Origin of the sequence: Streptomyces sp. NBC_01210 (assembly GCF_036010325.1) — a bacterium.
Taxonomy (GTDB): Bacteria; Actinomycetota; Actinomycetes; order Streptomycetales; family Streptomycetaceae; genus Streptomyces.
Map to the genome: position 1 here is coordinate 8,821,169 of NZ_CP108549.1, position 24,549 is coordinate 8,845,717.

The window sequence follows — 24,549 nt, forward strand, 5'->3', positions numbered from 1 at the left end:
CGCGCGGGAATGCTCGTTGGATCCTCAATCATTACGCCCGCCCTGAAAAAGCCGGTCCAGCTGGTAGCCCAGAACCGTATCGGCGGACTCCGGGCTGCGTTGGCCGACCAGGATGCTGGTGCCAAGTCCCGCCGACATGGCGAGCAGGCTGATCGCCTCCGCACGGGCATCCACATCGGGGCCGATGAGCCCGGCGTCCTTGGCCTTGTGGAGCAGTCCGGCCACGGTGTCCTCGGCGGCATTGGGGTTGTCCAGGAAGGGCTGCGCGGCAAGCGTCTTGTCCGTGACAGCCAGTACGGCGTACGAGGTGTAGACGAGGTGGAAGGTGCGGCTCTCTTCGTCGGTCGGCAACGACGCCGTCAGTAGCGCTTCGATCATCGCGCGCGGCCCCGGGTCGTCCCCGGCGGCCCGAACCCGGGCGGCGACCCGCTCGCCGAATCCTCCGGCCAGGTGTTGCAGCCCGTAGAGCAGCAGCTTCTCCTTGGTCTGGAAGTAGTACTGCACCAGTCGCAGCGAGATCCCCGCCTCTGCGGCCACATCGCGCATCCCCACGGCGTGCAATCCGCGCCGCCCGGCGACCCGGATGAGTGCTTCGGCGATCTCGGTGCGCCGTACATCGTGGTCCACGCGCTTGGGCATTGCCGGGTCTCCGCTCCTCGGTTCCTCTGCTCTGAGGCCTTGTCGGGCCATCTTCATGATACGGCCGTACCACTATTATGGTACGGTCGTATCACGAAGAACGGATGCTCCTGGAGGTGGCCCACCGTGCCCGAGACCACGACCCGCGCCCGTACCCAGCGTGATGTCGGCCGCTATGTGAACGACGCCTTGCGTGACCGCTACTTCGCGGCCTGCGACGCGGTCTACGCCCTGGGGCCGGCCGCGATTGCGGAGATGGACGTGGAGACCCGCTTCGGGACCACGCACGTCTACCGGTACGGCCCCACGGACCCCGCTGCCCAGTCCCGCACCCCGATCGTCCTGGTGCACGGGGCGGGCAGCTGCTCCGCCATGTGGTACCCGAACACCGCTGCGCTCAGCTCCGAACGCCAGGTCTACGCGATCGACACCCCCGGCGACCCGGGCCGCAGCGTGCAGCGCGAACCCATCCACCAACCCGAACGTGCCGCACAGTGGCTGGACGAGACGCTGGCCGGCCTTGGCCTGGACCGCGTCCACCTCGTCGGCTCCTCCTACGGCGGATGGCTCGTCCTGAACCAGGCGCACCGCAGGCCCGGCCGCCTTGCCTCGGTCACTCTGCTCGATCCCGGCGGACTGGAGAAGGTGGGTCTCCGCTTCTTCGTATGGATCTTCGCCAGCCTCTTCGCGACCTTCGCGCCCAAGGCGCTACGCCCGCGCCTGGCAGCCTGGCTGGAGCAGCCGGTCCTCATCGTGCCCGAACTGCGCACGATGATCAGGTCCGGCGTCCGCGCTTACCGCATACGCCGCCCGGCTCCGCTTCCTCTCATGGAGGACGAACTGCGCACCATCCGCACCCCGTTCTACTTGCTGCTCGGCAAGCGAAGCCTCCTCGTGCACCCGCAGCGGCAAGTGGAGCGCGTCCCGCGCCTGATACCGGGCGCCCGCGCCGAGATCGTCTCAAACACCGGCCATGGACCGCAGATTGACCACGCAGAGCAGATCAATATCCAAATGCTGAGCTTCATGGACTCCGTCGGCTGACCACGGTCGGAGCCGATGGGCCACGGGACCGCGACCGCGGCCGGTCACCGTGGCCAGTGTCGTGGTGCCACTGCGCGGCAACGGCGGCTCTGCGGACGCGGTGCCGCTCGCCCGCTGAGCGCAGGTGGTGTCTTCGGCGTCAGGCCAAGACCAACGAGTACGGGGATGGGACTCCTCGCGCGCGTCGGCGAACTGCCGGACGGCTGCGGCCCGGCAACGCCGGAGCGAGCACCGCCGCCGATCACGTCAGCGTGCTCGCGCCGCCTGTCAGTCGAAACCCGCCACACGAGGATCGTGACGCTCCGTCTGAAACTCCGCGTATGACGCCTCCGTCAGGAACAGGACGTGCATGCTGCTGGCCCACCGTGACGGCCCGCCGGCGCGTCGCCGAGTCTCCCGACCTCGGCTGCTACGTCTTCGAAGTCGCCGGACAGGTCGAAGCCGTCGCCGTGCTCGGACGGCGGGCGGTGTGGACAGGTCGGACTCCGAGGTCACCAGGCGTTCAAGGGGGAACGGGCGGGGATGCGGTGGGCGCCTGGCCTGCTGCGGCGACCTCGCCGCGCGCGGGGCCTCACAAGCTGATGTGGTACGCCTTGCGCAGCGTCTCGTGCACCGTCCACGTCGTACGGTCCCCCTCGCGCAGGACGCACGCGTCCCCCGGCCCGACCTCCAGCGTGTCACCGCCCTCGACCTCGATGGTGGCGCGCCCGCTCACGACGACAAACAGTTCATTGGCCTCGGTGTCGGTGACCACGCCCGGTGTGATCTGCCAGATGCCGCGCAGCTGCTTGCCGTCTTCGGACTCCCACAGGACCCTGCCGGTAACGACCGGCTCCCCGGAGACGATCTGATCGGGGTCGAGCGGCTCGACCTCGAGTTCAGCGTCCGGAATGTGCACAGCGAACGAAGGGGAAGTGGGCCCGGCGGCTGAGTGTTCAAAGGTCGTCATGGCGCGTCACCTTAGCGGGCGGGAGATCTGCGGTGCGCGGTGACCGTGCCCGACTGCTCGTGAGTGGCAGGTGATCGATCTTGCTGCGCACGTCGTCCCAGCGGCCCCCTGACACAATCCAGCCGTGGATGCGAGAACAGAGACGGACGAGATACAGGCGGGCCAGGTGGTGCCTGGCTTCAAGTCGGACCGGCCCATGGAATGGGCCATGCGCCCCGCGGAGCTAGCAGATGTCGAGGCGATCGCGGAGCTGCGGGCCATGGTGATGCGCCCGGACCTGGAGCGGTTGGGTCGGTTCGACGAGCATCGGGTCCGGCAGCGGCTGCGGGATTCCTTCTCGCCGCAGCACACGTCGGTCATCTTGGCCGATGGCGCCTTCGCGGGCTGCGTCACATTGCGGCCGGCCGAGGACGCGCAGTGGCTGGAGCATTTCTATCTCGCCCCAGGTATCCAGGGACAAGGGATCGGTTCGGCTGTCCTGCGAACACTGCTGGACCGGACCGATGTCGACGGCGTGCTCGTCCGCCTGAACGTCCTGCAGGGCAGCGCCGCCCGGCGGCTGTACGAGCGCCACGGGTTCACAGTGGAGGTTCAGGACCCGATCGACATCTACATGGTGCGATTGCCGCGTCCGGGGGCCCTCGGAACGTGAAGAGGACTGTGGGCGCGGCATCCCCTGCTCCCACCTTGGTGATCTGGTCGAGGAGTTGGTCGCGCCGTGGACCGCGCGCTGCGAGTCCGCACTGCAGCACCGGCGAGGCAGGAAGCGAGGACGGCAGGCCGGAGCCGGGCAGATGACGCTACGTCACCGGGACCGAACTCCGTTGATCGTCCTCACGGAGTGTGTGCCTGATCCCGTAACTCATGAACAAAGCCACCCGGTCTCGCCGCCACCGCCACGATGGTCGTGCCCGCCGAGCCCGATCAGGTAGCTCGTCGACCTGGTCAAGTATTCGTCCCCTCCCCGCCAAGCGGCCCACCCCGCTGGCCCAGGCGTTGACCCGGGCCACGAAGTTGGAGAGCCACTTGGCAAGGAGTGCCCGACGGACCGCCGCCAGACGGCCTGCTAGGGGCGGACGTAGGGCCGAGTCATGATCTCGATGTTGTGGCCGTCCGGGTCGTCGAAGTACGCGCCGTGACCGCCGAAAAGACGGTTGATCTGGCCGGGTTCGGTGTGGCTGGGGTCGGCGTAGTAGGTGACCCCCACCGCCTCCAGACGGGCGATCATGGAGTGGAACTGCGCGTCGGGCACGAGGAACGCGTAGTGCTGCGACTGGATCGGCTCGTCCCGCTTCTCGTAGTAGTCGAGCGTCACGCCGTTGCCGAGGTCGACGGGCAGGAACGGCCCGAACGGAGCACTGACCTTCAGCCCCAGGATCGCGGCGATGAATTCGGCCGACAGGTGCCGGTCTCTGGCGTAGATGGCGGTGTGGTTCAGCTGGACGGAGGTCGACAGCTCGGTTTCGTGCGGGTACTGCTGGTCGTACGGCATCGGTGGTGTGTCTCCGGGTCTTTGGGAATTGCTGGGACGGGGCGCCGTACGCGGGCGCCGGAAGCAAAGACGCGGAGAAGTGGGCGGGCCTCTTGCCCGCCTCGCGCTCACGCCGAGGCCGGGAACCTCACTCGTGCATGGCCCATGGCCGACCCGGCAGTCACCCGACCGACCCTAGTGGCCAATCATTGGCTGGGGCAACGCGGTTCTTCGGCTGTGCTCCGGCCGCAGGTGAGCCGCCGTTGGAATCCTTTGCTTCGGTGACGAGCGGAGCCAGATGAGGAGGGCGGCGGCGACGACGGTGCCGAGGCAGACGTATCCGCGCTCGTCGTGGCGGTTGCCATGTCTCTGAACTGTTTCAGCTTCCGATGGCCCGCTCCACCGTATTGCGATACTCAGCAGCGGGCCCAGGGGAGCGCTTGCGTTCCCTCTCGCCCCGTCCGTCCGCGGGTGAACCACAGGGCGACCCGTCCGGCTGTGCGTGGTGGCTCGGGGAGACTCGGATGACTATTTGGACGGCTGACGGCTGACGGCTGACGGCTGACGCGGGCCAGGGCCCGGACTGCCTTGTCAGTGAGCGGGTTTGGTACCAAGCATGCTGGCAGGTTTCGGACGCTGCTCCTGCGGACCGCTTTCCTCTGGCCGCTGCGGGATGGCTCCGTATTCCCCCACATACGAGTCACGCTCCGAGAACGAGGCTACGATTGAGGTCGAGCCTCCGCCGGGGCGCAGAGGCGGAGCCGGGCTCATCATCTACCGCGGCGGTGTTTGCGCTGCGTCGTTCGTATGGGGGCGGCGGATGGAGCAATCAGGAGAAGTTCCACAGTCGAGTCTTCCGAAACTGACTGATTTGGAACTGTCGCAGATAGATGATCTGCCGTCGGCGGGACTCCGTGCATCGGTACGTTTGTTGCTGCAGAGAATCGAAGACGAACAAGAACCGCTCTACTCATTCAATGCGAACATCTAATCGGGCATATGAAGATCGGTATGCATGGGCTCCTCCAGGCGGACCTGGCCCAGCTCGCCGAGGGTGCCGGCGATCCCACGACCCTCCTGCGCCTGTGTGAGGCGGAACGCAGTAAGCACATTCTGCTCCTGCACAGTGTGATCGCCGAAGCGGGTCGGCGTTTCCCCGCAGCCCATGACGAACTGGAGTTGGCCGGGGCGTGGGCGTTGCTGAATCGCGTCCAGCAGAAAGCTCCCGACATCCTCACCAAGGTGCTCCAGATGCCGCAGCTCGGAGCCTGGGCCGTCGACTGCCTGCTGCGTCTGGAACATGTGGAGTCCGACAGTCTGGCACTGAGGGCGGACCTCTCCCAGGCTGGGGCATTCGCTGCAGTCGCCGGCGTCCGGGCCGGGCTGGACTTCAACCTGCCGGTGGCGTTGCCAGACGGACTGCTCGTACTCCCCGGTCTCGGCTCGTTATGCACGCCCGTGCGAGGGTACGCCCGGCTCCGGCATTCCGGCGTTCGGCTGGAGCTCGTCACCGGCGAGGCGGCCATGGGACTTCCTGCAATGCGCCCGCCGTCAGTGGTCGCCCGGCACGCCGGGTTGTCACTCGAACTCGACGTCGACAGTTCCACGCCGTACCTGGACCGCTACCGACACCCCCGCCTGGCGACGGTCGACCACAGGGAACTGCGGCAGTGGTCCGAAAGGTTCGCCGGTGCCTGGCGCATTCTCGCCGCGCATCACCGCAACGACGCAGAAGCCATTTCTGTCTCCATGCGTACGGTTGTGCCCCTGCAGGCCGATCGGACGGGATCAACCGTCGCCGCCACCTCTCCATCGACATTCGGCGCGGTCGCTACCTCGTTACCGTCCGACGACCTGACGCTTGCCGAAACCTTGGTGCACGAATTCCAGCACCTGAAATTGTGCGCCGTCCTTGACCTTCTTCCACTGGTCGACTCGAGGAAGGGCGAACTGGCCTACGCACCGTGGCGTGACGACCCGCGCCCGTCCCGGGGGCTGCTGCACGGTGCGTACGCCTACCTCGGCGTCACCCGGTTCTGGCGTACTCAGCGGTGGCACATGCCGGCCGATCAGGCGCTGCGAGGTCACGCGGAGTTCGTACGACGCTGTGCCGAGACCTTGGGCGTCGTTAAGAGCCTGCTCGCGTCGAGCCGACTTACCGCCGAGGGGGAGCGCTTCGTCGCCGCAGCCGGTCTCCAGCTTCGCCGGTGGCAACGCGACCCGGCTCCCAAGGCGGCCCGCCGCATCGCCCTGCGCGCCTCGTACGAGCACCGGACGACATGGGAGGCTCGCCACACCGTGGTGGACCCGGAGTCGGTGGACCGCTTGGTCGCGCGCTGGACGGCGGGGCGGCCTCCGGATGTCGCCGAGTGGTCCAGCGTGCCGTCCCGGATCCGATCCGCTGGGGTGCAGTGCTCCCACCCTCGCGGGATGCTGCTGACCCTGGGATATGTGGATCCGCCGCGCGCCCGCCGACTACTGGACGAGGAAGCGCAGGGCGGCCCAGCGAACTTGGGCCTCAGCAAGGCAGATGCCGCCCTTCTGCGCGGCGACCTGCTGACCGCGGTGGCCGCCTACCGCAGCGAGATCCGGCGGCGCCCTGTGGAGCCCGAGGTTTGGGCCGGTCTGGCCCTCGCCGTCAAGTGGTCCTCCGACCCGGCCGCGGCATTCCTCTGCCGCAGGGTTCCGCTCGCCATCGCCTTGCACGCTGCGATCCATGACACCACTGGCGACCTCATCGATCCTCTGGAGCTGGCCGACTGGCTCGCCAACAACGAACCCCGCAGGAGGGCCTCATGAAGGCCGTACCGTTCCGCCAGTTCGTTCTGAAGGTCCACAGCCGCTGCAACCTGTCCTGCGACTACTGCTATGTGTACGAGATGGCTGACCAGGCGTGGCGTGACCAGCCTCGCCGGATGAGCGAGACCACGGTGAACAACGCGGTCGAGCGAATCGCCGCACATGCCGTGACGCACCGACTGCCGTCGCTCGCCGTGATCCTGCACGGCGGCGAACCGCTGATGGCAGGCACTGGCTTCCTTGCCGACCTCGTACGGCGGCTTCGGGCCACCGTTCCGGCCCGAGTCGAGGTCAGCATGCAAACCAACGGTGTCCTGCTCACCGAGGAGCGACTGAAGACCTTGACCGACATTGGCGTCAAGATCGGTGTGAGCCTCGACGGGGATGCTCGCGCCACCGACCGCCACCGCCGTTTCGCCGACGGCCGGGGCAGCCACCGCCATGTCGACCGCGCCCTGCGGCTGCTCGGACAGGACCGGTTCAGGAACGCCTTCAGCGGCTTGCTGTGCACGGTCGACCTGGAACACCCTCCGCTGACCACATATAAGGCGCTGCTGGCCTATAAGCCTCCGGCAGTCGACTTTCTCCTCCCGCACGGTACGTGGGTGCACCCACCGCCCGGGCGGGAAGCAGACTCGGTCGGAACCCCGTACGCGGACTGGCTGCTACCCATTTTCGACCGCTGGTACGACCAACAGGAGACCTGGGTCCGGCTGTTCGGGGAAGTCACTCAGTCCGTTCTGGGCGGCACGCCCGCGGTCGAGGGCCTCGGCCTGCGTCCCTCGACAGTGGTCGTCGTGGACACAGACGGGTCGATCAAACAGCTCGATTCGCTCAGCGCCACCTACCCCGGGGCAGCTGATCTCGGTCTGAACGTGTCGGCCGACTCGTTCGACACCGCGCTCTCCCATCCTCTGACCGGGCTTCGCCAGGGCGGCATCAAGTCCTTGGCAGCGCCTTGCAGAAGCTGTGCGGTAGTGCGGACCTGCGGCGGTGGGCTGTTCACCCACCGCTACCACCGGTCCACGGGCTTTATCAACCCGTCCGTGTACTGCCCTGACCTGCTACGCCTCATCTCCGTAATCCGGGACCGGGTATCGGCGGATCTGGCTCGGGCTGCTCAATAAGGCTCGATGTCGATATTGACACGCCCACGCTGCTGCGCGATCCGCGCGACCGGATGCTCCAACGTCAGCGCATCCTTGTAACGGCGCAGGATCTCAGCCCGCAATTCCTCGGCCCGCGCCTGATCACCCGTGGCCCGCCGGTCCAAGCTGAGGTTGGCACCCATAGCGAGGGTGTCCGGATGGTTCTTCCCAAGGAACAGGCCGCTCGCCTCGTAGCAGCGCTCGCCCAGCTCTCGCGCCCCTGCCATGTCCCCGACCGCGGCCAGGTCGCTGGCGAGATTGGCGGTGGCCTGCAACGTAAAGGGATGGTCGGGTCCGTAGAGCTCGGTCATGCCGCGCATTGCTGCTTCATCCAGAGTGCGAGCTTCCTCGGGGCTGTTGCGGCTACGCAGGACCAGCGCGAGGTTCACCATGGTGGCCCAGGTGATGTCACCCTTCGGCGTGTCCAACTTTGGGCACAGTGCCAGCGCCCAGCGGCCCAACTCCTCAGCCTCCCGCAATTGATCGGTGACTCTGAGGTCGTTGATCCGGTTGATGTTGGCCCGCAGGGTGTAACGGTGCTCCTTGCCCAGGAACTCGGTATACCGCTGGACCGCCTTTGCGCTCTCCTCGAGCGCCTCGTCGTAATGTCCCGCTTTGCGCAGCGCTACCGCGAAGCTCTTCTGCGCGTTCAGCGAGTCAAGGGTCTCCGGCCCGGTCCGCTGCGTGAGGACCGTTATGACATCCCGTGCCACGTCGAGGGAGAGGTCGTAGTCCCCGCAGCCGCGCAGGTCATGTGAGACCGCGTCCTTCGACGTCAACGTGCGCAGGTCCGTCGGACCGAGCACGCGCTCGCGCTCTGTATAGGTGAGCTGGTCCTGCTCCAGTGCCTCGCGGAACCGGCCCAGGCGCCGGTAATCCGCGCCGAGGTTGTTGCGCACATTCAGCGTGCGCGGATGGTCCGACAGGAAGACGCGCTCGAAAAGGGGAAGTAGTTTGAGGTCCAGTTCCAGGGCATCTGTAAACCTGCCGAGCGTGCGCAGGTCGCCACCGTAACTGTTGGCGCAGATGAGGGTGACCTCGTGATCCTCGCCGAAACTACTGGTCAGCAGCTCGAACGTTTCCTGATTCAGTTCCCGCGCTTCCTTGGATCGGCCCGCCAAGCGCATGGCGATGCCGACCTCGACGGCAAGCTGGAGCACCTGCTCGTCGTCGCGTCCCCACTTCTCGCGCCACGCCCGCAGCGCTTCCTCGCCGAGTCGCAGCGAGTCTTCGTGACCACCCCTCAGGTGCAGACGGCGTACCTGGTCGATGGTGAGCTGCCGCAGATCGCGGTTGTGGGTGTGGAGTGCCCCCGCCGGCCTGAGGTGCTGGAGCGATCGGTCGTACTGGGCGTCGTTGCTCTCGCGATCGGGGTTTTTCGGATTGGTGGCTGCCAGAAGAGCGTGCACCGCCGTGCGGTACTCGTCGCAGTCCTGAGGCCGCTCGATCTCCATCTGTCCCCGGGTGACGCGCTGCACCACTCGGTGCACCATCACCACGTTGCGCTTTCCATCGATCTTCGCCAGGGAAAAACGGTGCAGTCGCCGGGCGGCCTGGCGAAAGCGGCGGGTGTCGCCGAGTACATCGGCCAGCCCGGGCGGCGAGTGCACGTCTCTGCCGCCGGTCAGGAACAGCTCCTCCGCCATGGGCTCCGGCGAGAAGAAGGCACACAAGTTGAACAACTCGGATGCGTCCTCGCCCAGTTGATGGCTGGAGATGCTCCACGTGGCGGCCACCGCGTGGGGGTAGTCCATATCGACCTGTTCACTGAGGAGCGCGTGCGCGTTCTCCTCGAACATCCTCAGGTAGTCCCGCACCGGGGCCCTGGTCTCGGCCAGATAGGCCGCCGCATGTTCCGCGGCGATCGGCAAGTTGTCCAGCGCCACGGCCAGGCGTACGGCGTCCTCGTGTCGACTGCGTTCAGTCTCCGGGCTCAGTGCGTCGCCCTGCTCGTTGCACGGTGCCAGGTCGGGGACACGTTTGCGGAGGAACTCGACGGTCTCTTCTTGTGAGAACTGGGTGACCTCGATGCCCTCGGCCTTGGTGTGGCGGCGCCACTGCTGCTCACGCGAGGTGATGATCACATGGCCGTGTGGCCGGCCGACGGGAAGATAACGCTTGATGACCTCGGGCTGCGTCGCGTTGTCGAAGATGAGAAGCCAACGGTCGTAGCGCTCGCCGCGCAGTTCGTCCATCACGGCCCAGATGGACTTGTCACGCTGGCCGTCCGTGTGGGTGATGCCCAGCCGCTTGCCCAACTTGACGAAGGCGTCCCGCACCCGGTCTTCGTGTTCTGAACGCACCCACCACACGATGTCGTAGTCCCTGGCGTAGCGGTGGGCGTACTCCGCGGCGATCTCGGTCTTTCCGATACCACCCAACCCGAAGACGGCCTGAGGCGGTTGGCTGAGGACTTCGACTGCCGAGTGGTTCAACCTCTGCCTGAGCGTCCGCAACTCCTCCTCCCGTCCGGTGAAGTGCGAATTTCTGGCCGGGATCTCCTCGCCAAAGATCGGACTGCGGGTGAAGGCTTCCACGAGGGCTGCTCCCTGGTTGTTTACTGCGTGCTGGACGATCCGGCTCTGAAAGGAGAAGTCGCACGCCACCAAGCCGTCTCCGTATGGTACGGCGTGAAGCGCGAGTGGGGGCGGGCACGGAGGCTTCCGCTGGAATCTCTCAAAGCGAACGAATTGGCGGACTTCACTCGTTCAGGTGTTACCGGAGGAACGCAATTCGTTTTCCGTGAACTGCGTTCCCTGCGGGGGGCTTACCGGTATGTTGTGCATCGCGGCCGTGACGTGTCTGTTCGTCCGTGGGATAGGCCGGGACGGTCCTGGTGGGACGCTTGGGGACAGAGACGCGGATGGCTGAGACTGATGGCATGACGAGGCGCGGGGCTGCCATCTCGATTGACAAGTCGAGCGGCCGGGCGAAACACTTGTATGCAGGACTGCTTGGATGCCTGGTCGGGGAGCCACCTGTTTGGAGGCGGCCATGAGTGAGGCGCCTGCGCACTCCGTCGCTGAGACTTCCGGCACCACAGGGACCGATCTTGCGCCGTGGTATGGGTTATCTATGCCCTACCGCGAACCGGTCCCGGCGCCGCTCCAGCAAGAGGAAGTTCCCCCTCAGACAGCCGACGAACTGCGAGTAGCCGCAGAAAGTGCATATTGCGCGGCGGATTTCGAGGCGGCAAAGCGGCTCATCCTGGAAGCCGCTGACGGCTACCGTAGAAGGCACGACGAATGGGGTGTAGCCGACGCCCTTGCCGTGCGCGGCGCCATCGCTCGCTTCGCGGGCGATACCAGCGTCGCGATCGACTACTACCGGGAAGCGTTATCGCTCTTCACCGTCGTCGGTGACTTGTCGTCCACTGCTCGCTTGTACCGGGCCCTGGCCGAAGTGCGGTTCACCACCGGTGACTACGAGGAATCCGCCGCCGTGCTGTATGAAGGGCTGGCTCTGCTGCCGGACGACCCTGTGCTGCTGGAAGGCCTCGGATACGCTCAGTGGTACGCGGGGCAGGAGGCCAACGCCCTCACCTATCTCACGCGGGCGCTGGCCGTCGCGCCGGACAACCAGTCAGCCCTGCTTGCACGCGGGCAAATTCATGCCGATCTTGGGCACCCACACGCCGCCCTCACCGATCTGGACCGCCTGTCGGTGTCCGAGGATGACCCGCCGGACCGACGAGCCGATCTCAAGTCTGCCCGCGGAGTAAGCCTCATTGCGATCGGCCGGTCGGACGACGGCGAGGCCGAGTTGAATGATGCCCTGATCCTCGCCCCGCATCGGGCACGCACGCACCGGAGGATCGCCGACGTCCGGCTACGCGCAGGAGACGTCGAGCGTGCCCGCGCCGCCCTCCGCGCAGCTGTCACGGTGGCCGATCGGCTGCCGTCGGTCCATACCGGCAGGATCCGACGTCTTCTCGACCGGCTGTCGGAGACACGAGTGTGACCTTCCAGGCCCGAGACCGGCGCGCTCTGCTGGTTGCTGTATCCGGCTTCACGGGATCCGACGACGAGGCACTCGCTGACCTCGACTTCGCAGCCAGTGCTGTCCAAGAACTCGCAGCGGTGCTCGACGAAGAGTTCGGCTTCTCCGTCACCACCGTCACCGAGCCAGGCATCACCGCGGTCGGCCTCGGCCAACTGGTGCGGGAAACGCTGGAGGCGGCCGGACCCGACACCGCCCTGCTGGTGCACTTGCTGACGCACGGAGAGGGCCGTGACGGCTCCCTCTACGCCCTGGGCGCCGATGCGGTGCCGCACGAGAGCACGGAGATCGGAGGGTGGCTGACCGGGCTCCAGCACGTCGAGGGCCGGCCAGTCGTCCTGTTCACCCTCGACCTCTGCAACTCCGGGACGGTAACGCAGCTGCCGTGGCAGCCGCGGTATGACAGGACCGGTCGACGAGGCTGGGTCATCGCCGCCTGTGAGCCTGACCGCGACGCCTTCAACGGGCACTTTACCAAGGCGCTCACTGAAGTGCTGCGTGACATGGCAGCACAGCGCCTGGACCTGGCGCCCCGCGCCGCGTACATACCCTTGGGCACTCTCGTGGACACTGTCCGCCGTGCTGTCGTAAGGATGGCCGACGCCAACCGCGTCTACCGGCAGTACGTCACCGCCAGCCGTGTCGAGGTCACCGACCAGCCAGTCGTGCTGCCACTGTTCCCCAATCCCGCCTACCTCGCTGAAAAGCGGACCGCGGAAGCCACCGCCGACGCTTTCCACCGGCCCCTTGACTCCGTCCTCAGACTCAGCTCCTTCCTCGACCAGGCGGACCACGGACCGGATCTGCGGCACTTCATCGACTCCGCGATTGGACTGGATGAGGTCCACGACCCTCGCGAGGGCATCGGCAGCGGCTTCAGCGGCCGTGCCCACGAGCTGCGCCGCCTGTCCCGCTGGCTCGGGGGCGAAGGTGCCTCGCCGATATCCGTGGTCACCGGCAGCCCCGGGGCCGGCAAGTCTGCACTCCTCGGCCTGCTGGTCTGCGCCGCTCACCCACGGCTACGTGAGCCCACCCGGGCCGTTTGGGACAATGTCGCGGCTGCTCCCATGCCGCTCGAGCGCCTCGCGGTCGCCCACGCCCGATACCGAGGACTCGACGCGATCGCCACCTCGCTCGGTCGCCAGCTCGGCCTCGGCGACCCCACGCCCGAACAGTTCCTCACTGCCCTGCACGCGCAGCCGCACACCCAGCCGCCGACACTGGTAGTCGACGCACTCGACGAGGCCGACAACGTCGCAGCCACATCCGACTGGCTCACACGCCTGGCCACAGCGAACCGCTCCGGCACCGCCGCCGTGCGGATCCTCGTCGCGGCCAGGAACTACGAGGAGAGCGCAAAGCTCAGCAGTCTCGCTACCGCCACCGGCCAGTGCTTCGACCTCGACGACGTACCCCCCTCCGTTCTGCTCGCGGACTTGCACGCCTACGTGAGCGGACTGCTCCGCAGTGTGCCCGAGTTCCGCAGCCGCCATCAGATGACCGGAGCATTCGCCGGCGCCCTTGCAGAAACCCTCGTTGCCCGACGGGGCAGCGGGTGGGGCGAATTCCTGGTGGCCGGTCTCTACACCCACCACTTCCTGGCGTCGTTCGACCCCTCCTCCGGAAACGACGCCGCCGAACGCTTCGGGGCATCAGCGCCCCGCACGCTGCCCGAGGTCCTCGATCTGGACCTGGCCCGCCCGAGCGCCGATCCGTGGCTGCGCCCCGTTCTGACGGCCCTCGCGCACGCGCGCGGCGACGGCATGCCAAGCTCCGTGATCCAGCGCGTCGTAGCGGCTCTGAACCCCGGTCCTCCCCCCTCGCTCACGGACATCCAGACAGCCCTGACCGCAGGACACACCTACCTGCGCCGCTCCGTCGACGAAGACGCGGTCTCCGTCCACCGGCTCTTCCACGGTGGACTCACGCATTACCTCCACCGCAGGCAGGACGTCGAGCCGGTGTTCCACGCCCTTCTGGACGGACTCGGGCCGCCGGGCCGCCGCCACTGGTCCGCCGCCGAGCCCTATGTACTCCGCCACACCCTGGGGCACGCAGGCCGCAGCGGCGCAGCGGCGGACGTCGTACTCACGGACCCCGGATACCTCCTCCACGCCGCCCCCAGTACCTACCTGCCGTCACTGACAGGATCGGTGCGCCGGGTCGTGACGCGATGGCACGACGCGCGGCGTACGGCCGACCGACGCACCGCCCTGGCCTTGGCAGCCGTCGAGGAAGGTCAGCCCGACCTCGCCCGCCGCGTGGCAGACCTATCAGGGGAACAGCCCCTACCCTGGGCCCCGTTGTGGGCGGCCGGCAGTGAAGCGGACGACACGTTCTCCACAGGGCTGGCCGTTGCTGTCCTCACCAGCCGCGGCGATCTGCGCTCGTGGAACTGGCACCAGCCCCGGGCCAATGAGCCGGCCCCAGCGGCACCACGCGCCCTCGGGCTCAGCCGCGTCAATGGGCGGAGTGTTCTGATCGTAGGCACCTCACAGGGGCAGGTGACAATCACCGACCGCTCGGGCCGTGCGACCACCTGGCCCCGGCAGAGCGCTGCCGTTACGGCGCTGGCCACGGTCGACTACGCAGGAGGCTCCCTCGTCATCAGCGGGAACAGCGCAGGTGAGGTCACCACACGCGACGTGGCCTCCGGCGAGCGGGTGGGTCCGCCGGTCACGGTCCCCGATGGGCCACCGACCGCGATCACGGCTGTCGGACACGGCAGCTCGGTAGCCGTCGGCTGCGTCAGCCGCTCGGGCAAACTGTGGAGTTGGTACTGCGGTGAGCCAAGTGCTCCCACGCCGCACGTCTGGACGAACTCGTCCGCCGTCTGCTCCACTGCGATCGGCCACTCTGCCAAGCGTCTCGTCCTGCTGGCGGGCCGCGCCGATGGCGCCACAGCGATCTGGGACGTGCAGACCCATACCCAGCAGCGGTTGCTCGAAGGCAGCGGCGGATCTGCGAACGCGGTTGCCATTGGACAACTGAGGGATCAATCTGTCGCGGTTGTCGGCAGCCAGGACGGCTCCCTGACCGTGTGGGACCTGGCCACCTTCCAACGAGTCGGGGACCCGATCCAGGTCGATCGCGAGCCGGTACGGGCCGTTGCTCTTCACAGAACGCGGGACGGAGATCTGCGCTGCCTGGTCGGCGGAGACGGACCCACGGCACTGTGGAGCCTCAACCGTCGAGCCCGGCTGCGCGACTTCGGCCACGACGGTGCGGGCCATGTCGCCCTCATCGGCCCTGATTCCTCCGGTATAGGTACGGCAGGCTCTGCAGCGCCGCGGGTGACCGCCCTCGGGGCCCTGACCACGGTGGGCAGGACCGGTAGAGGAGCGGTGGCCGTGTACGGCGATGAGGAAGGTACCTGCCACGCGGTGGACCTTGTGACTGGCTGGCCTGTGCAGGAGCCGCTGCTCGGCGACGGCGATCCCGTGGTCGGGGTGGAGGAGATCATGCTGGGCGGCACGCCGGTGGCCCTGGTGCGGTCGGCGCGTGGCTGCCGCATCTGGGATGTCGATACTGCAGCGCACGCCCGGCCGCCCTGGCAGGAGGCGGAACAGGTCACGAAGGATCCTCGGCAGAGCACAGCTTTCGTGGCTGGCGAACTGATCACCGCCGCCGCCGACGCCGACGGTCGTGTGAGAATCGGCGACCATTTGGTGGGGAGCCATCGCGGCGCCGTCACCGTCCTCGTCACCACACTTCTCGCCGGGCGTCCCGTAGCCCTCTCGGGTGGCGTCGACGGCGCAGTTCAGATCTGGGACCTGGAAGCTCGCCGGCCTACGGCCCGGATGGACTTCGGCCTACCGGTCTTCGCTATCACGCCGATGGGCGACGGACTGCTCCTCGTCGGCGCAGGAGGGCGCGTCTACGCACTGGAGCACCTGTCTAGGCGCTCCTCGTAGTGACATGCGGCAGGATCTCCTCGACCAGCTCGGCGCAGCGCAGATAGTTCTTCGCCGTATGCGGGTCGACGAGATGAATGCTCGTCTCGCGGTCCCGCACCACATCTATGAAGCGTTGCGACATCCCGTGCCTCGGCACGGCCACTGGGTCACCACGGTCCGCGATATTCACCCACGCGGCCGCCCCGGGCGGTTTGGCCCCGCGCCCTTGTGGCACGGGTGACAGCCTCTCAAACACCACAGTTCGCATCGCCAGAGGGCTGCCCATCGTCACGAACAGGTCGACCTCGAGATCGGGATGCGCGCTCAGCGTCTCGTAGGCCACGACGCTGCCGAGCGAGTGAGCGAGCAGTACTCGAGGGCGGTGGCACCGCAGCATCGTGGCCACCCGATCCTGCGCCTGGAGCCGCGCGGCAGGGGACTCCGGATCGAAGTACGCGGCGAGTTCGCCCACTGTCGCGGAGACGATCCGCAGGGACCGCTGACCGAACCGCTCCGTGAACCACTGCACCATGGAGCGCAACGCGAACGTCAGCCGCCCCTGGGGCACGAGCGGCGCAGCCGCCACTCCCACCTCCGCCAAGCGCACCTCCTCGATCCACGCCGCGAGCAACTCCTGGCCGAACGGTGTAAGCCGCCTGGGATCCTCGCCGCCCATGCGAACGCCGCGGAACAGGCAGTCGGAGTAGTACGCGACGGGTATCGGACCGGGAGGGGCTAACGCGGCGTCCACCTTCCGCAGACCCCGCCCCACCCACCTGGACCAGTCTGCTCCGATCGCGCCGATCGCCCCGGGCATGTCGAACGCTGCGTCTTTCAGGTACTGGTAGTTCCAGATGCCGTGAACTCCCGACAACGTATTGACACCCACGCCGCCCCCCAGCGTTGCCCTCTCAAGGCCGGACAAGCCCTGCTGCCGAGCCAACTCTCCGGGCCCCGTAACCGCATCCGTAGAACTCCGGCATTGCAACGGACGCTAGCAGCACGGCATACGGCCGCGCCAGGAGCTCAGAGGCAAGGGCGCTCCAGCCAAAGGATCCGCTGAGGACGCCTGGCGTCAGTGCAGGTTGAGCAAGGTGGCTTTGCTGGGCACTCCTTGGGCGTTCAGCGCGAAGAGGAAGTATGTGCCTGGAAGCGCCACGCCCGGGTCGGCCGGCACCGTGACCTCATAGGCGCCGGTGCCTGTCGGGCGGAAGGTGAGCGGCACGCGGCGCTGGTCGTTGTCCGTGGAGTGGGTCGCGGCGCCCGCCCGGACCAGCACGAACGAGGTGACCTCCGAGTCGGTGGTCACCGCGAGTTTTGCCCCGTTGGCCGCGTGGGCCGGGACGCCGCCGCTGATGACGGGCCGGGTTCTCTCCGTGCCGTCGGCGTTGAGGAGATAGGGCGGGGTGAAGATCGCCCCGTCAGCGTGATTGGTGGCGCAGGCGCCGCACAAGCCGCCGCCGCCGCTGAAGATGCGGCCGTCGGGCAGCAGGTTGGCGACGCTGTGGTAGTTGCGCGGCACCGCCATCGACGCCATCCGCGTGAACCTGCCTGTCGCCGGGTCCCAGATCTCGGGGGTCATCGCCGAGGTCGCGTCGCTGAACGGGACCGGGTAGGACTGGCCGCCGAAGACCGCGACCTTGCCGTCCGGCATCACGACGCTGTTGCCGAAGGCGCGGGCGTAGGCCATGTCGCCGGTGCGGGAGCTGACCGGCGTACCGCCCCCGTTGAGGTCGACGGTGTAGGCGCGCCTGGTCGCCTTCACGTTCTCGTACGCGGTGGCGCCGCCCAGGGTGAGCAGCCTGCCGATGTCGTATGCGACCGCGTTGCCGTTCATCGCGTCCGGGCTGTCGGCGCGGGTGCCGGCCGCGGTGATGCTGCCGTTGCCGCTGGTGGAGATCCAGTTGATCCGCTTGCTGGGGCCGAGGTGCAGCACGCGCCCCATCGAGGTGGCGTGCAGCCACTGGTGGTTGTCGGCGCGGTAGGGGCCGCGCGGGTCGGCGGTCATGGTCGTGGTGACGGGGACGCCGCTGAGCTTGCGCCATGTGCCGTTGGCGGAGGACCAGACCTCACCGCCCTTGCCGCCGTTGCCGCCGCTCCAGGATCCGCCGAGGACGAAGGCGTCACCGGTGGAAAGGAGCGTCATCGCCTGGTAGCCGCGTGCGACGTTCATGTCCGCGGTCGAGGTCCATGCGTCGGTCGCGGGGTCGTATATGCTGGCGCGCTTGGCGTTGGAGCCGCCGGTGACCAGGACCCGGCTGTCCTCGAGCACCGCGATGCCGGGGCAGAACATGTCGTGCCCGGTGTTGTCCACGCGGCGCTGGGTGACGCGCCCGGTAGCGAGGTCCATGATCGCGGTCTGGGTGTAGCCGTGGCTGCCGCCGAAGCGGTCGACGCCGTACGCGGACCACGCGAGCATCTTGTTGTTGGGCAGCACCGCGGTGGCTACGGGGACCAGCGGGAAGCCCGTCACCCTGCCCCACATGCCGTGGGCGGCGGGGTCGGCGGGACCGCTGACCCGGATCTCGGCTGCTGAGGACCACGGCCCGCGGCGCCCCGCCTCGGTGGTCGCGGTGAGCCGTATGTAGCGCGCGGTGACGGTACGCGTGAAGGTGGTGCCCTTCAACGTGTCGTCGTCCTTCCAGGTGCCGCTCGCCACCGGAGTGCTGAAGGTGGTGCCGTTGGTGCTGGTGGTGACGGTGTAGGCGCCGATACGGCCGTTGACGCCGGTGCGGCGGGGCTCGTAGGAGAGGGCGGAGACGGGGCGGGCCGTTTTCATGTCGATGGTGATGCTGTGTGGCAACGCGGTGGTCGGGGCGGTCCACTTGCTGTGCCACATGGTGTTGGGGTCGGCGTCCAGGGCGTGGGTGGCTCTGTGGTCGCCTTTCGCCGTCTCCTGGTCGCTCGCGGTCGCGGTCCAGCCGTCGCGGGGCAGATCGACCACGGAGGCGGTGGTGCCCGGATCGCCGAGCAGGTTGATCTCGCCGGCGCTGGTCCAGGGGCCGCGGCTGCCGGCCTCGGTGGTCGCGGTCAGGCGTATGTAGCGGGCGCCCTTGGGCGCGAAGCTCAGGGTCTTGACGGTGTTGTCGTCGGCCAGGGTGCCGGTGGCCACGGCAGCACCCCACGCGGCGCCGTCGGCGCTCAGGTGGATCGCGTACTCGCCGACCCGGCCGTTGATGCCGGTGGCTCGCGGCTGGTAGACCAGCGCGGAGACGACCACCGTCTTCTTCATGTCGATGGTGATGCTGTGCGGCAACGCGGTGGTCGGGGCGGTCCACTTGCTGTGCCACATGGTGTTGGGGTCGGCGTCCAAGGCGCGGGCTGGACTGTGGTCGCCCTTTGCCGTCTCGTGGTCGCTCGCGGTCGCGGTCCAGCCGTCGCGGGGCAGGGTGGGCGCGGCGGGCTCCATGGCGGCGGCGGGGGCGGCCTGGTGGTGCGGGGCCGGCGGCGGGGACGTCGGGTCCGCCGCGGGCAGAGCCTGCCCCGGTCCGGCGCTCGCGCTGCCGCCGAAGATGAGGAGGGGGAGGAGAACCGCGAGGGTTGCGGTCAGGGCCAGCAGGATCAGGCTCCGGGATCTGAACCGGGACAGTCGCCTGAGACGCAACGGTGCGAAGCCACGGATCATGTCGACGTCCCCCCACGAACAGGGCGTCGCCTTCCGCGGCGACGCCACGTGGGACATGACCATGGCAGCACGCCCGAGGGTTGTAAAGACTCTGCGGTCATCATGGACAGCCACGACGTGAGGGGCGTCAAGCGGTGTTCGTCGTAAGAGGTTCAGCCCGTTCTGGGCCGCGATTGGACGATCCTCTGGCCGGGTGAGGCAGGACGGTGGCAGGCTGCTCTGTACCGCCCCCGGAACGACGGTGACTGACTCTTCCACTGACCGGCCCCAAGCCCAACGAGTCGACTGCTCTTGGTCCTCACGTCGGCGAGCCATCTTTCGAGCGCCCGAGCGGTGGGCCAAGGTCAGATCAGGGCTGAATGTGCTTCAACGTGAATTCGGGCAGGGCGTACGGGCCGGCTTGCGGAGCTGCGGGGTCGGCAGGGACGTGGGCGTCGGTGATGTGTGCTGTGTGTCCTTCGGCGTTGTCGGCGGGTGTGTAGGCCAGTTCGGATTCCGTGGGGAGTTCCCAGAAGCGGCGGGTGTTGGCGGAGACGGCGTACACGGTGGCAAAGCGAGTGGAGAGAGGGGCGGCGAGTGCGGCCCTGCTGAAGCCGACGGCATCCCGCGGGCTCAACCAGGTCGCGAGGTGGCGGGGCTCGGTGGGGGCCTCCTCGAAGCTGCCGATGCGCAGGCAGATCACGGAGAGGCCGAACTTGTCCGCATAGAGCTGTCCCAGGGCCTCGATAGCTGCCTTGCTCACCCCGTACAGACCATCCGGGCGCACAGGTTCTTGCGGGCCGGTGAGATGCGCTGTGGGATAGAACCCGGTCACGCGGTTGCTGCTGGCCAGCACTACACGCGGAATCGCCGTGCGCCGGGCGGCTTCGAGAACATGGTGGGTACCCAGCACATTGGCTTCCAGGAGGTCGGGCAGCGGTGCTTCATCCGGCAGCCCGCCCAGGTGGAGCACGGCATCCGCACCCGAGAGCGCGGCTTCTACGGCGGGGGCATCTCGCAGGTCGACGGTGTGGACCACCTCGTTTGCTGCCTCTTGCTGAAGCGGAACGCGATCGAGCAGGACCAGTTGGCTCACCTCTGTGCGCAAGGCCTGCCGCACGACCGAGCCGATATTCCCTGCCGCACCAGTAACGACCACCGTTCCCAGCCCCACTGCGCCTCCCTGCAAGACCCCAACCCCGCCCTGATGCGGGCCGACGGTGATCGTCTCATCTCCGGTCGTCGCGGTGAGCGACTGGGGAGCTGACATGAGCGGGGTCGGTTCTTCATCGAAGGCGTCCAGAAGGCGATGGAGATCACGACGGCGGGGGTCGACCGGGGCTACTGTGCAGTCCTGACAAACCATCACGAAAGGATCGTGCTGTGGCCTCTCGACTCAACCCGTACATCAGCTTCGCCGGTGACGCCAAGCAAGCCATGGAGTTCTACAAGGACGTCTTCGGCGGCACCTTGACGGTCCACACCTTCGGCGACTTCGGCTCAGAGGCGCCGCCCGGGTACGCCGACAAGATCATGCATGGCCAGCTGGAGACCCCGAGCGGCTTCACGCTCATGGGTGCCGACAACCCTCCCGGCATGGACCGCAAGCCCGGCAACAACTTCGCCGTGAGTCTGAGCGGCGACGACGCCGATGAGCTGCGCGGCTACTGGGAGAAGCTGTCCGACGGGGGAAATGTGTCGGTCCCGCTGGAGAAGCAGATGTGGGGCGACGTGTTCGGCATGTGTACGGACAAGTTCGAGATCGGCTGGATGGTCAACATCACTGAGGCCGGGGCTTGACGCTTTCTGGCATCGTCCTCAAGGGCCCTGCCACTGGTGCCGGGCCCTGGGGCGGCTCGAAATCAGGGTGCAGCCGTCGTCGGCCGCCACTGCTCCCGCACGCGCGGGGATAGCAGGCCCACCACTCGGCACCCTCGGGCGGCGAGGCGGAGCTTCTGCGACGTCGCGAGCGGGGCGAAGCCTGCGGTGATGTGGCCATTGGTGACGTACTTCTGTGGGCTGAACGTTGCCGTGCTCGGCGAGGTGGGCGCGGGCTGCGTTCAGGCCGGCCTGAAGCGGCGAGCGACAACGCGGCCCCGCCGAGACGGAAGGGGCCGCGCTGTCGCTCGCGTCTACAAGCGGGCCGGTCAGTTGGTGACCGGCCACTCCAGCGGTTCCTTGTAGAAGCCCTGGGTCAGCTCTACCGCGGCTGCCTTCTGGCCCTCCGGGATGAGGAAGGCGGTGCAGATCTTCTCCGACTGGCCCGCGCTGAGCTTCTTGCCTGGGTCCGGCGCTGGGCAGTTGGGCCATTTCGCCTCGCCCATCAGGACGATGAGGGCACGGGTGCGCTGGCCGTTGACCGTCTTGACGACGAGGTCGTCGTCCATGTCGCCGATCTCCATGGCTTTGCCGCTCTTGTGAGTGAGCGTCGACCAAACGTAGACGGGTATCTGCGGGCCGTCCTTCGTGTCCTTCTTCAGCCCGGAGTTGTCCATGTCGGCCTTGGTGCCGGTCTGCACCTTGGTCGGTGTGACCGTGTACTTGGCGCCCGACGACTTCTGCATGTCGCTTTCCTCCTCCGGGCCGGCCTCACCCAGACGGAAGGTCTTCTTGCCGTCCGACGCGTCCGAACCGGAGTCGGACGCGCGGGAGCCGGAGCCGGCCCGACTCTTGCTCGACCCCGAGTCGTTGCAGCCGGTCAGTGCCAAGCCCACCGCCAGAGCACCCACCGCCGCCGGCATGGCACGAGTCCACGTACGCATCTCATCTCACTTTCCCCGTTGAATTCCCCGTTGTCCGACCGGGGCAGCTCGCTCACGCGGCCAGACTCTCGATCTGTCGCACGATCTTGCCAGAACCGAATCATCAGGTCGCGAGGGGCCGCACCCCTGCTGCCGTGCCAGCGGCGAGGTGTTGAGGGCGTGATCGCCCAGCTGCTCACAGTGCAGCTCCGAGCCACGCAGACCACGTGCCGTCGGGCGATCTCCCGCAGTGCCCGTCTGGCTGGCGACCGGCGGTAGGTTACCGGTGCCAGTCGGGCAATTGCCGGTCGCTTCCAGGGCGGGTCGGTGTTGACGCCAGAGGCGCGGCCGCCGTGATGCCCAGCGTCACGGCGGCCATGCGCGCTCAAACCGGCTCTTCGTAGATGAGTCTGGGTGAGCCGCTTTTCAGGCAGCCGAACCGTCGCAGACGGGTCACCTTCACCGGGCACTGCAGCGGGCGGGTCTATTGGGACACCACGCCTCCAGCGCGCATGTCGTCGCTGCCAAGGTTCCCCGCCGGCAACGCGTCGTGCAGCTGGTCTCGACCCGCCTACTCACTTTGAGGCGACCGATCTGGCCACGGGGCCGCGCCAAGTGCCGCGGGAGAATCCGAGCGGGACCTGTCAGCGATACCGGCGGGCGTTGAGCCGGGCGGCCTGGCGCGTCAGGTGGTCGCGCTCGGCGAGGTTGGGTGCCTTTTGGGCCGCCTCGGCGTACAGCCGTGCCGCCGTCGCAAGGTCGCCGTCGCGTTCGTGGAGGTACGCCGCCACCGCGGCGTGGCGGGGCAGTGAGTCGTCCAGCGCCACGAGCGCCGCCAGGCCGGCGCGCGGTCCGTCGGCCTCGCCGACGGCAACCGCGCGGTTGAGCCGGACGACCGGGCTGTTGGTCAGGCGCGCGAGCTCGTCGTACCACTCGACGATCTGTACCCAGTCAGTCTCCTTGGCGGTGGGCGCGTCAGCGTGGAGTGCCGCGATGGCGGCCTGGGTCTGGAACTCGCCCAGCCGGTCGCGGGCGAGGGCCGCCTGCAGGATCTCGACGCCCTCGGCGATCGACTCGGTGTCCCACCGGCCGCGGTCCTGCTCGGCGAGCGGCACCAGGCTGCCGTCGGGTGCGGTCCTGGCGGCGCGCCGGGCGTGGTGGAGCAGCATGAGGGCGAGCAGCCCTGCCACCTCGGGGTGGTCGATCGCGGCCGCGAGCTGCCGGGTGAGTCGAATGGCCTCGGCGGCGAGGTCGACGTCGCCGGAGTAGCCCTCGTTGAAGACCAGGTAGAGGACGCGCAGCACGGTGGCGACGTCGCCGGGCTGGTCGAACCGCACGCCGGCGACGGTGCGCTTGGCCCGGCTGATGCGCTGCGCCATGGTCGCCTCGGGCACCAGGTAGGCCTGGGCGATCTGGCGGGTGGTCAGCCCGCCGACGGCGCGCAGCGTGAGCGCGACCGCGGACGACGGTGTCAGCGACGGGTGGGCGCACAGAAAGTAGAGCTGGAGCGTGTCGTCCACCGCGGGCGCGGGCCCGGGCGCCGGCTCCTCGTCGACGAGGTCCTCACGCCGGCGGCGGGCAGTGTCCGCCCGCGTCGCGTCGAGGAACCGGCGCCAGGCCACGGTGACCAGCCAGCCCTTCGGGTCCCGCGGCAGGTCGGCCGGCCAGACGCGGACCGCCTCGACCAGCGCGTCCTGCACGGCGTCCTCGGCCGCCGCGAAGTCGGCTCCGCGGCGGACGAGGACCCCGAGCACGCTCGGCGTGAGGCTCCGGAGCAGGGCCTCGTTCATCGATGAGGTCACTCCGTGATGGTGGGCGGCGCGGCCAGGAACGGGCGCAGCTCGAGCCACTCGTGGATCGGCTTCCCGCCCGCCCCGGGGGCGGCCGACAGTTCCCCGGCCAGCTCGATGGCGCGCTCGTAGCTGTCGACGTCGATCACCATCCAGCCGGCGATGAGGTCCTTGGTCTCGGCGAACGGTCCGTCGGTTACCGGCGGGCGACCCTCGCCGTCGTACCGGACGAACGTCCCCTCGGGGGCGAGCGCCTGACCGTCGACGAACTCGCCGGTCTTCTCGAGCCGGTCCGCGAAGTCCTGCATGTACTGCATGTGGGCCGAGATCTCCTCCGGCGTCCACTGGTCCATGGGCACGTCGTTGACCGCCGCCGGGGCGCCGCGGTAGTGCTTGAGCAGCAGGTACTTGGCCATCGTGTCTCTCCTCGGTGCTGGTACGACCCATTGTGGTCGCCCTCAATGCTGGG

General features: G+C 68.0%; 17 protein-coding genes. 7 read left to right on the forward strand and 10 right to left on the reverse strand.

From position 1 onward, the window contains the following. Positions 1–24: 24 nt before the first annotated feature. A complete protein-coding gene (locus OG735_RS39805) occupies positions 25–639 on the reverse strand; it encodes a TetR/AcrR family transcriptional regulator (protein WP_327328008.1) in 615 nt (204 codons plus the stop codon). Between the two features lie 126 nt (positions 640–765). Between OG735_RS39805 and OG735_RS39810 the strand changes: the two genes are divergently transcribed. Next, entirely contained in the window at positions 766–1,683 is a 918-nt protein-coding gene (locus OG735_RS39810; RefSeq protein ID WP_327328009.1) for an alpha/beta fold hydrolase, read from the forward strand. A gap of 571 nt (positions 1,684–2,254) precedes the next feature. On the opposite strand, the gene OG735_RS39815 is transcribed toward OG735_RS39810, so the two are convergent. After that, positions 2,255–2,632, reverse strand: a complete 378-nt coding sequence (locus OG735_RS39815) for a cupin domain-containing protein (RefSeq protein WP_327328010.1) — start codon at positions 2,630–2,632, stop codon at positions 2,255–2,257. A gap of 208 nt (positions 2,633–2,840) precedes the next feature. Between OG735_RS39815 and OG735_RS39820 the strand changes: the two genes are divergently transcribed. Continuing rightward, positions 2,841–3,284, forward strand: a complete 444-nt coding sequence (locus OG735_RS39820) for a GNAT family N-acetyltransferase (RefSeq protein WP_327328618.1) — start codon at positions 2,841–2,843, stop codon at positions 3,282–3,284. A gap of 414 nt (positions 3,285–3,698) precedes the next feature. Here OG735_RS39820 and OG735_RS39825 read toward each other — a convergent pair whose 3' ends face one another. Further along, entirely contained in the window at positions 3,699–4,124 is a 426-nt protein-coding gene (locus tag OG735_RS39825; protein ID WP_327328011.1) for a VOC family protein, read from the reverse strand. Positions 4,125–5,102: 978 nt separating this feature from the next. On the opposite strand from OG735_RS39825, the gene OG735_RS39830 reads away from it, so the two are divergent. Both OG735_RS39830 and OG735_RS39835 read left to right on the forward strand, forming a co-directional pair. Next, complete coding sequence (locus OG735_RS39830; protein WP_327328012.1) at positions 5,103–6,902, forward strand: HEXXH motif domain-containing protein; 1,800 nt, start codon at positions 5,103–5,105, stop codon at positions 6,900–6,902. Then, the gene (locus tag OG735_RS39835) at positions 6,899–8,029 is read left to right on the forward strand and encodes an FxsB family cyclophane-forming radical SAM/SPASM peptide maturase (protein ID WP_327328013.1); all 1,131 of its coding nucleotides are present in this window, start codon (positions 6,899–6,901) and stop codon (positions 8,027–8,029) included. The genes OG735_RS39830 and OG735_RS39835 overlap by 4 nt, the downstream gene beginning before the upstream one ends. Here the strand turns inward: OG735_RS39835 and fxsT are convergent. Beyond that, positions 8,023–10,587, reverse strand: coding sequence for an FxSxx-COOH system tetratricopeptide repeat protein (gene fxsT, locus OG735_RS39840; RefSeq protein ID WP_327328014.1), 2,565 nt, complete (start codon positions 10,585–10,587; stop codon positions 8,023–8,025). The two genes, OG735_RS39835 and fxsT, sit on opposite strands and share 7 nt — an antisense overlap. A 538-nt stretch (positions 10,588–11,125) precedes the next feature. On the opposite strand from fxsT, the gene OG735_RS39845 reads away from it, so the two are divergent. Both OG735_RS39845 and OG735_RS39850 read left to right on the forward strand, forming a co-directional pair. Beyond that, a complete protein-coding gene (locus tag OG735_RS39845) occupies positions 11,126–12,010 on the forward strand; it encodes a tetratricopeptide repeat protein (RefSeq protein WP_327328015.1) in 885 nt (294 codons plus the stop codon). Then, positions 12,007–15,963: an AAA family ATPase gene (locus OG735_RS39850; RefSeq protein ID WP_327328016.1), complete on the forward strand. Its 3,957-nt coding sequence runs from the start codon at positions 12,007–12,009 to the stop codon at positions 15,961–15,963. The genes OG735_RS39845 and OG735_RS39850 overlap by 4 nt, the downstream gene beginning before the upstream one ends. On the opposite strand, the gene OG735_RS39855 is transcribed toward OG735_RS39850, so the two are convergent. From OG735_RS39855 to OG735_RS39865, 3 genes are all read right to left on the reverse strand, one after another. Further along, positions 15,947–16,819, reverse strand: a complete 873-nt coding sequence (locus OG735_RS39855) for a hypothetical protein (RefSeq protein WP_327328017.1) — start codon at positions 16,817–16,819, stop codon at positions 15,947–15,949. The two genes, OG735_RS39850 and OG735_RS39855, sit on opposite strands and share 17 nt — an antisense overlap. Positions 16,820–17,020: 201 nt before the next feature. Next, positions 17,021–19,570 (reverse strand): discoidin domain-containing protein, encoded by a 2,550-nt coding sequence (locus OG735_RS39860; RefSeq protein ID WP_327328018.1) that lies wholly within the window; start codon positions 19,568–19,570, stop codon positions 17,021–17,023. Positions 19,571–19,919: 349 nt separating this feature from the next. Further along, the gene (locus OG735_RS39865; RefSeq protein WP_327328019.1) at positions 19,920–20,819 is read right to left on the reverse strand and encodes an NAD-dependent epimerase/dehydratase family protein; all 900 of its coding nucleotides are present in this window, start codon (positions 20,817–20,819) and stop codon (positions 19,920–19,922) included. A gap of 113 nt (positions 20,820–20,932) precedes the next feature. Between OG735_RS39865 and OG735_RS39870 the strand changes: the two genes are divergently transcribed. Next, positions 20,933–21,349, forward strand: a complete 417-nt coding sequence (locus OG735_RS39870; protein ID WP_327328020.1) for a VOC family protein — start codon at positions 20,933–20,935, stop codon at positions 21,347–21,349. 347 nt (positions 21,350–21,696) lie between these two features. Here the strand turns inward: OG735_RS39870 and OG735_RS39875 are convergent, their stop codons facing one another. From OG735_RS39875 to OG735_RS39885, 3 genes are all read right to left on the reverse strand, one after another. Continuing rightward, the gene (locus OG735_RS39875) at positions 21,697–22,311 is read right to left on the reverse strand and encodes a hypothetical protein (RefSeq protein ID WP_327328021.1); all 615 of its coding nucleotides are present in this window, start codon (positions 22,309–22,311) and stop codon (positions 21,697–21,699) included. 623 nt (positions 22,312–22,934) lie between these two features. After that, on the reverse strand, positions 22,935–24,080 hold the full coding sequence (locus OG735_RS39880) for an RNA polymerase sigma factor (protein ID WP_327328619.1): 1,146 nt from the start codon (positions 24,078–24,080) through the stop codon (positions 22,935–22,937). A gap of 8 nt (positions 24,081–24,088) precedes the next feature. After that, a complete protein-coding gene (locus OG735_RS39885; protein WP_327328022.1) occupies positions 24,089–24,496 on the reverse strand; it encodes a YciI family protein in 408 nt (135 codons plus the stop codon). Positions 24,497–24,549 lie beyond the last annotated feature (53 nt).

Coding starts and splice junctions, on each gene's coding strand:
- OG735_RS39835 (WP_327328013.1), top strand. CDS start 6,899: ATGAAGGCCGTACCGTTCCGCCAGTTCGTTCTGAAGGTCCACAGCCGC.
- OG735_RS39875 (WP_327328021.1), bottom strand. CDS start 22,311: ATGCGTACGTGGACTCGTGCCATGCCGGCGGCGGTGGGTGCTCTGGCG.
- OG735_RS39815 (WP_327328010.1), bottom strand. CDS start 2,632: ATGACGACCTTTGAACACTCAGCCGCCGGGCCCACTTCCCCTTCGTTC.
- OG735_RS39805 (WP_327328008.1), bottom strand. CDS start 639: ATGCCCAAGCGCGTGGACCACGATGTACGGCGCACCGAGATCGCCGAA.
- OG735_RS39845 (WP_327328015.1), top strand. CDS start 11,126: ATGCCCTACCGCGAACCGGTCCCGGCGCCGCTCCAGCAAGAGGAAGTT.
- OG735_RS39820 (WP_327328618.1), top strand. CDS start 2,841: ATGCGCCCCGCGGAGCTAGCAGATGTCGAGGCGATCGCGGAGCTGCGG.
- OG735_RS39830 (WP_327328012.1), top strand. CDS start 5,103: ATGAAGATCGGTATGCATGGGCTCCTCCAGGCGGACCTGGCCCAGCTC.
- OG735_RS39880 (WP_327328619.1), bottom strand. CDS start 24,080: ATGAACGAGGCCCTGCTCCGGAGCCTCACGCCGAGCGTGCTCGGGGTC.
- OG735_RS39865 (WP_327328019.1), bottom strand. CDS start 20,819: ATGTCAGCTCCCCAGTCGCTCACCGCGACGACCGGAGATGAGACGATC.
- OG735_RS39860 (WP_327328018.1), bottom strand. CDS start 19,570: ATGATCCGTGGCTTCGCACCGTTGCGTCTCAGGCGACTGTCCCGGTTC.
- OG735_RS39885 (WP_327328022.1), bottom strand. CDS start 24,496: ATGGCCAAGTACCTGCTGCTCAAGCACTACCGCGGCGCCCCGGCGGCG.
- OG735_RS39825 (WP_327328011.1), bottom strand. CDS start 4,124: ATGCCGTACGACCAGCAGTACCCGCACGAAACCGAGCTGTCGACCTCC.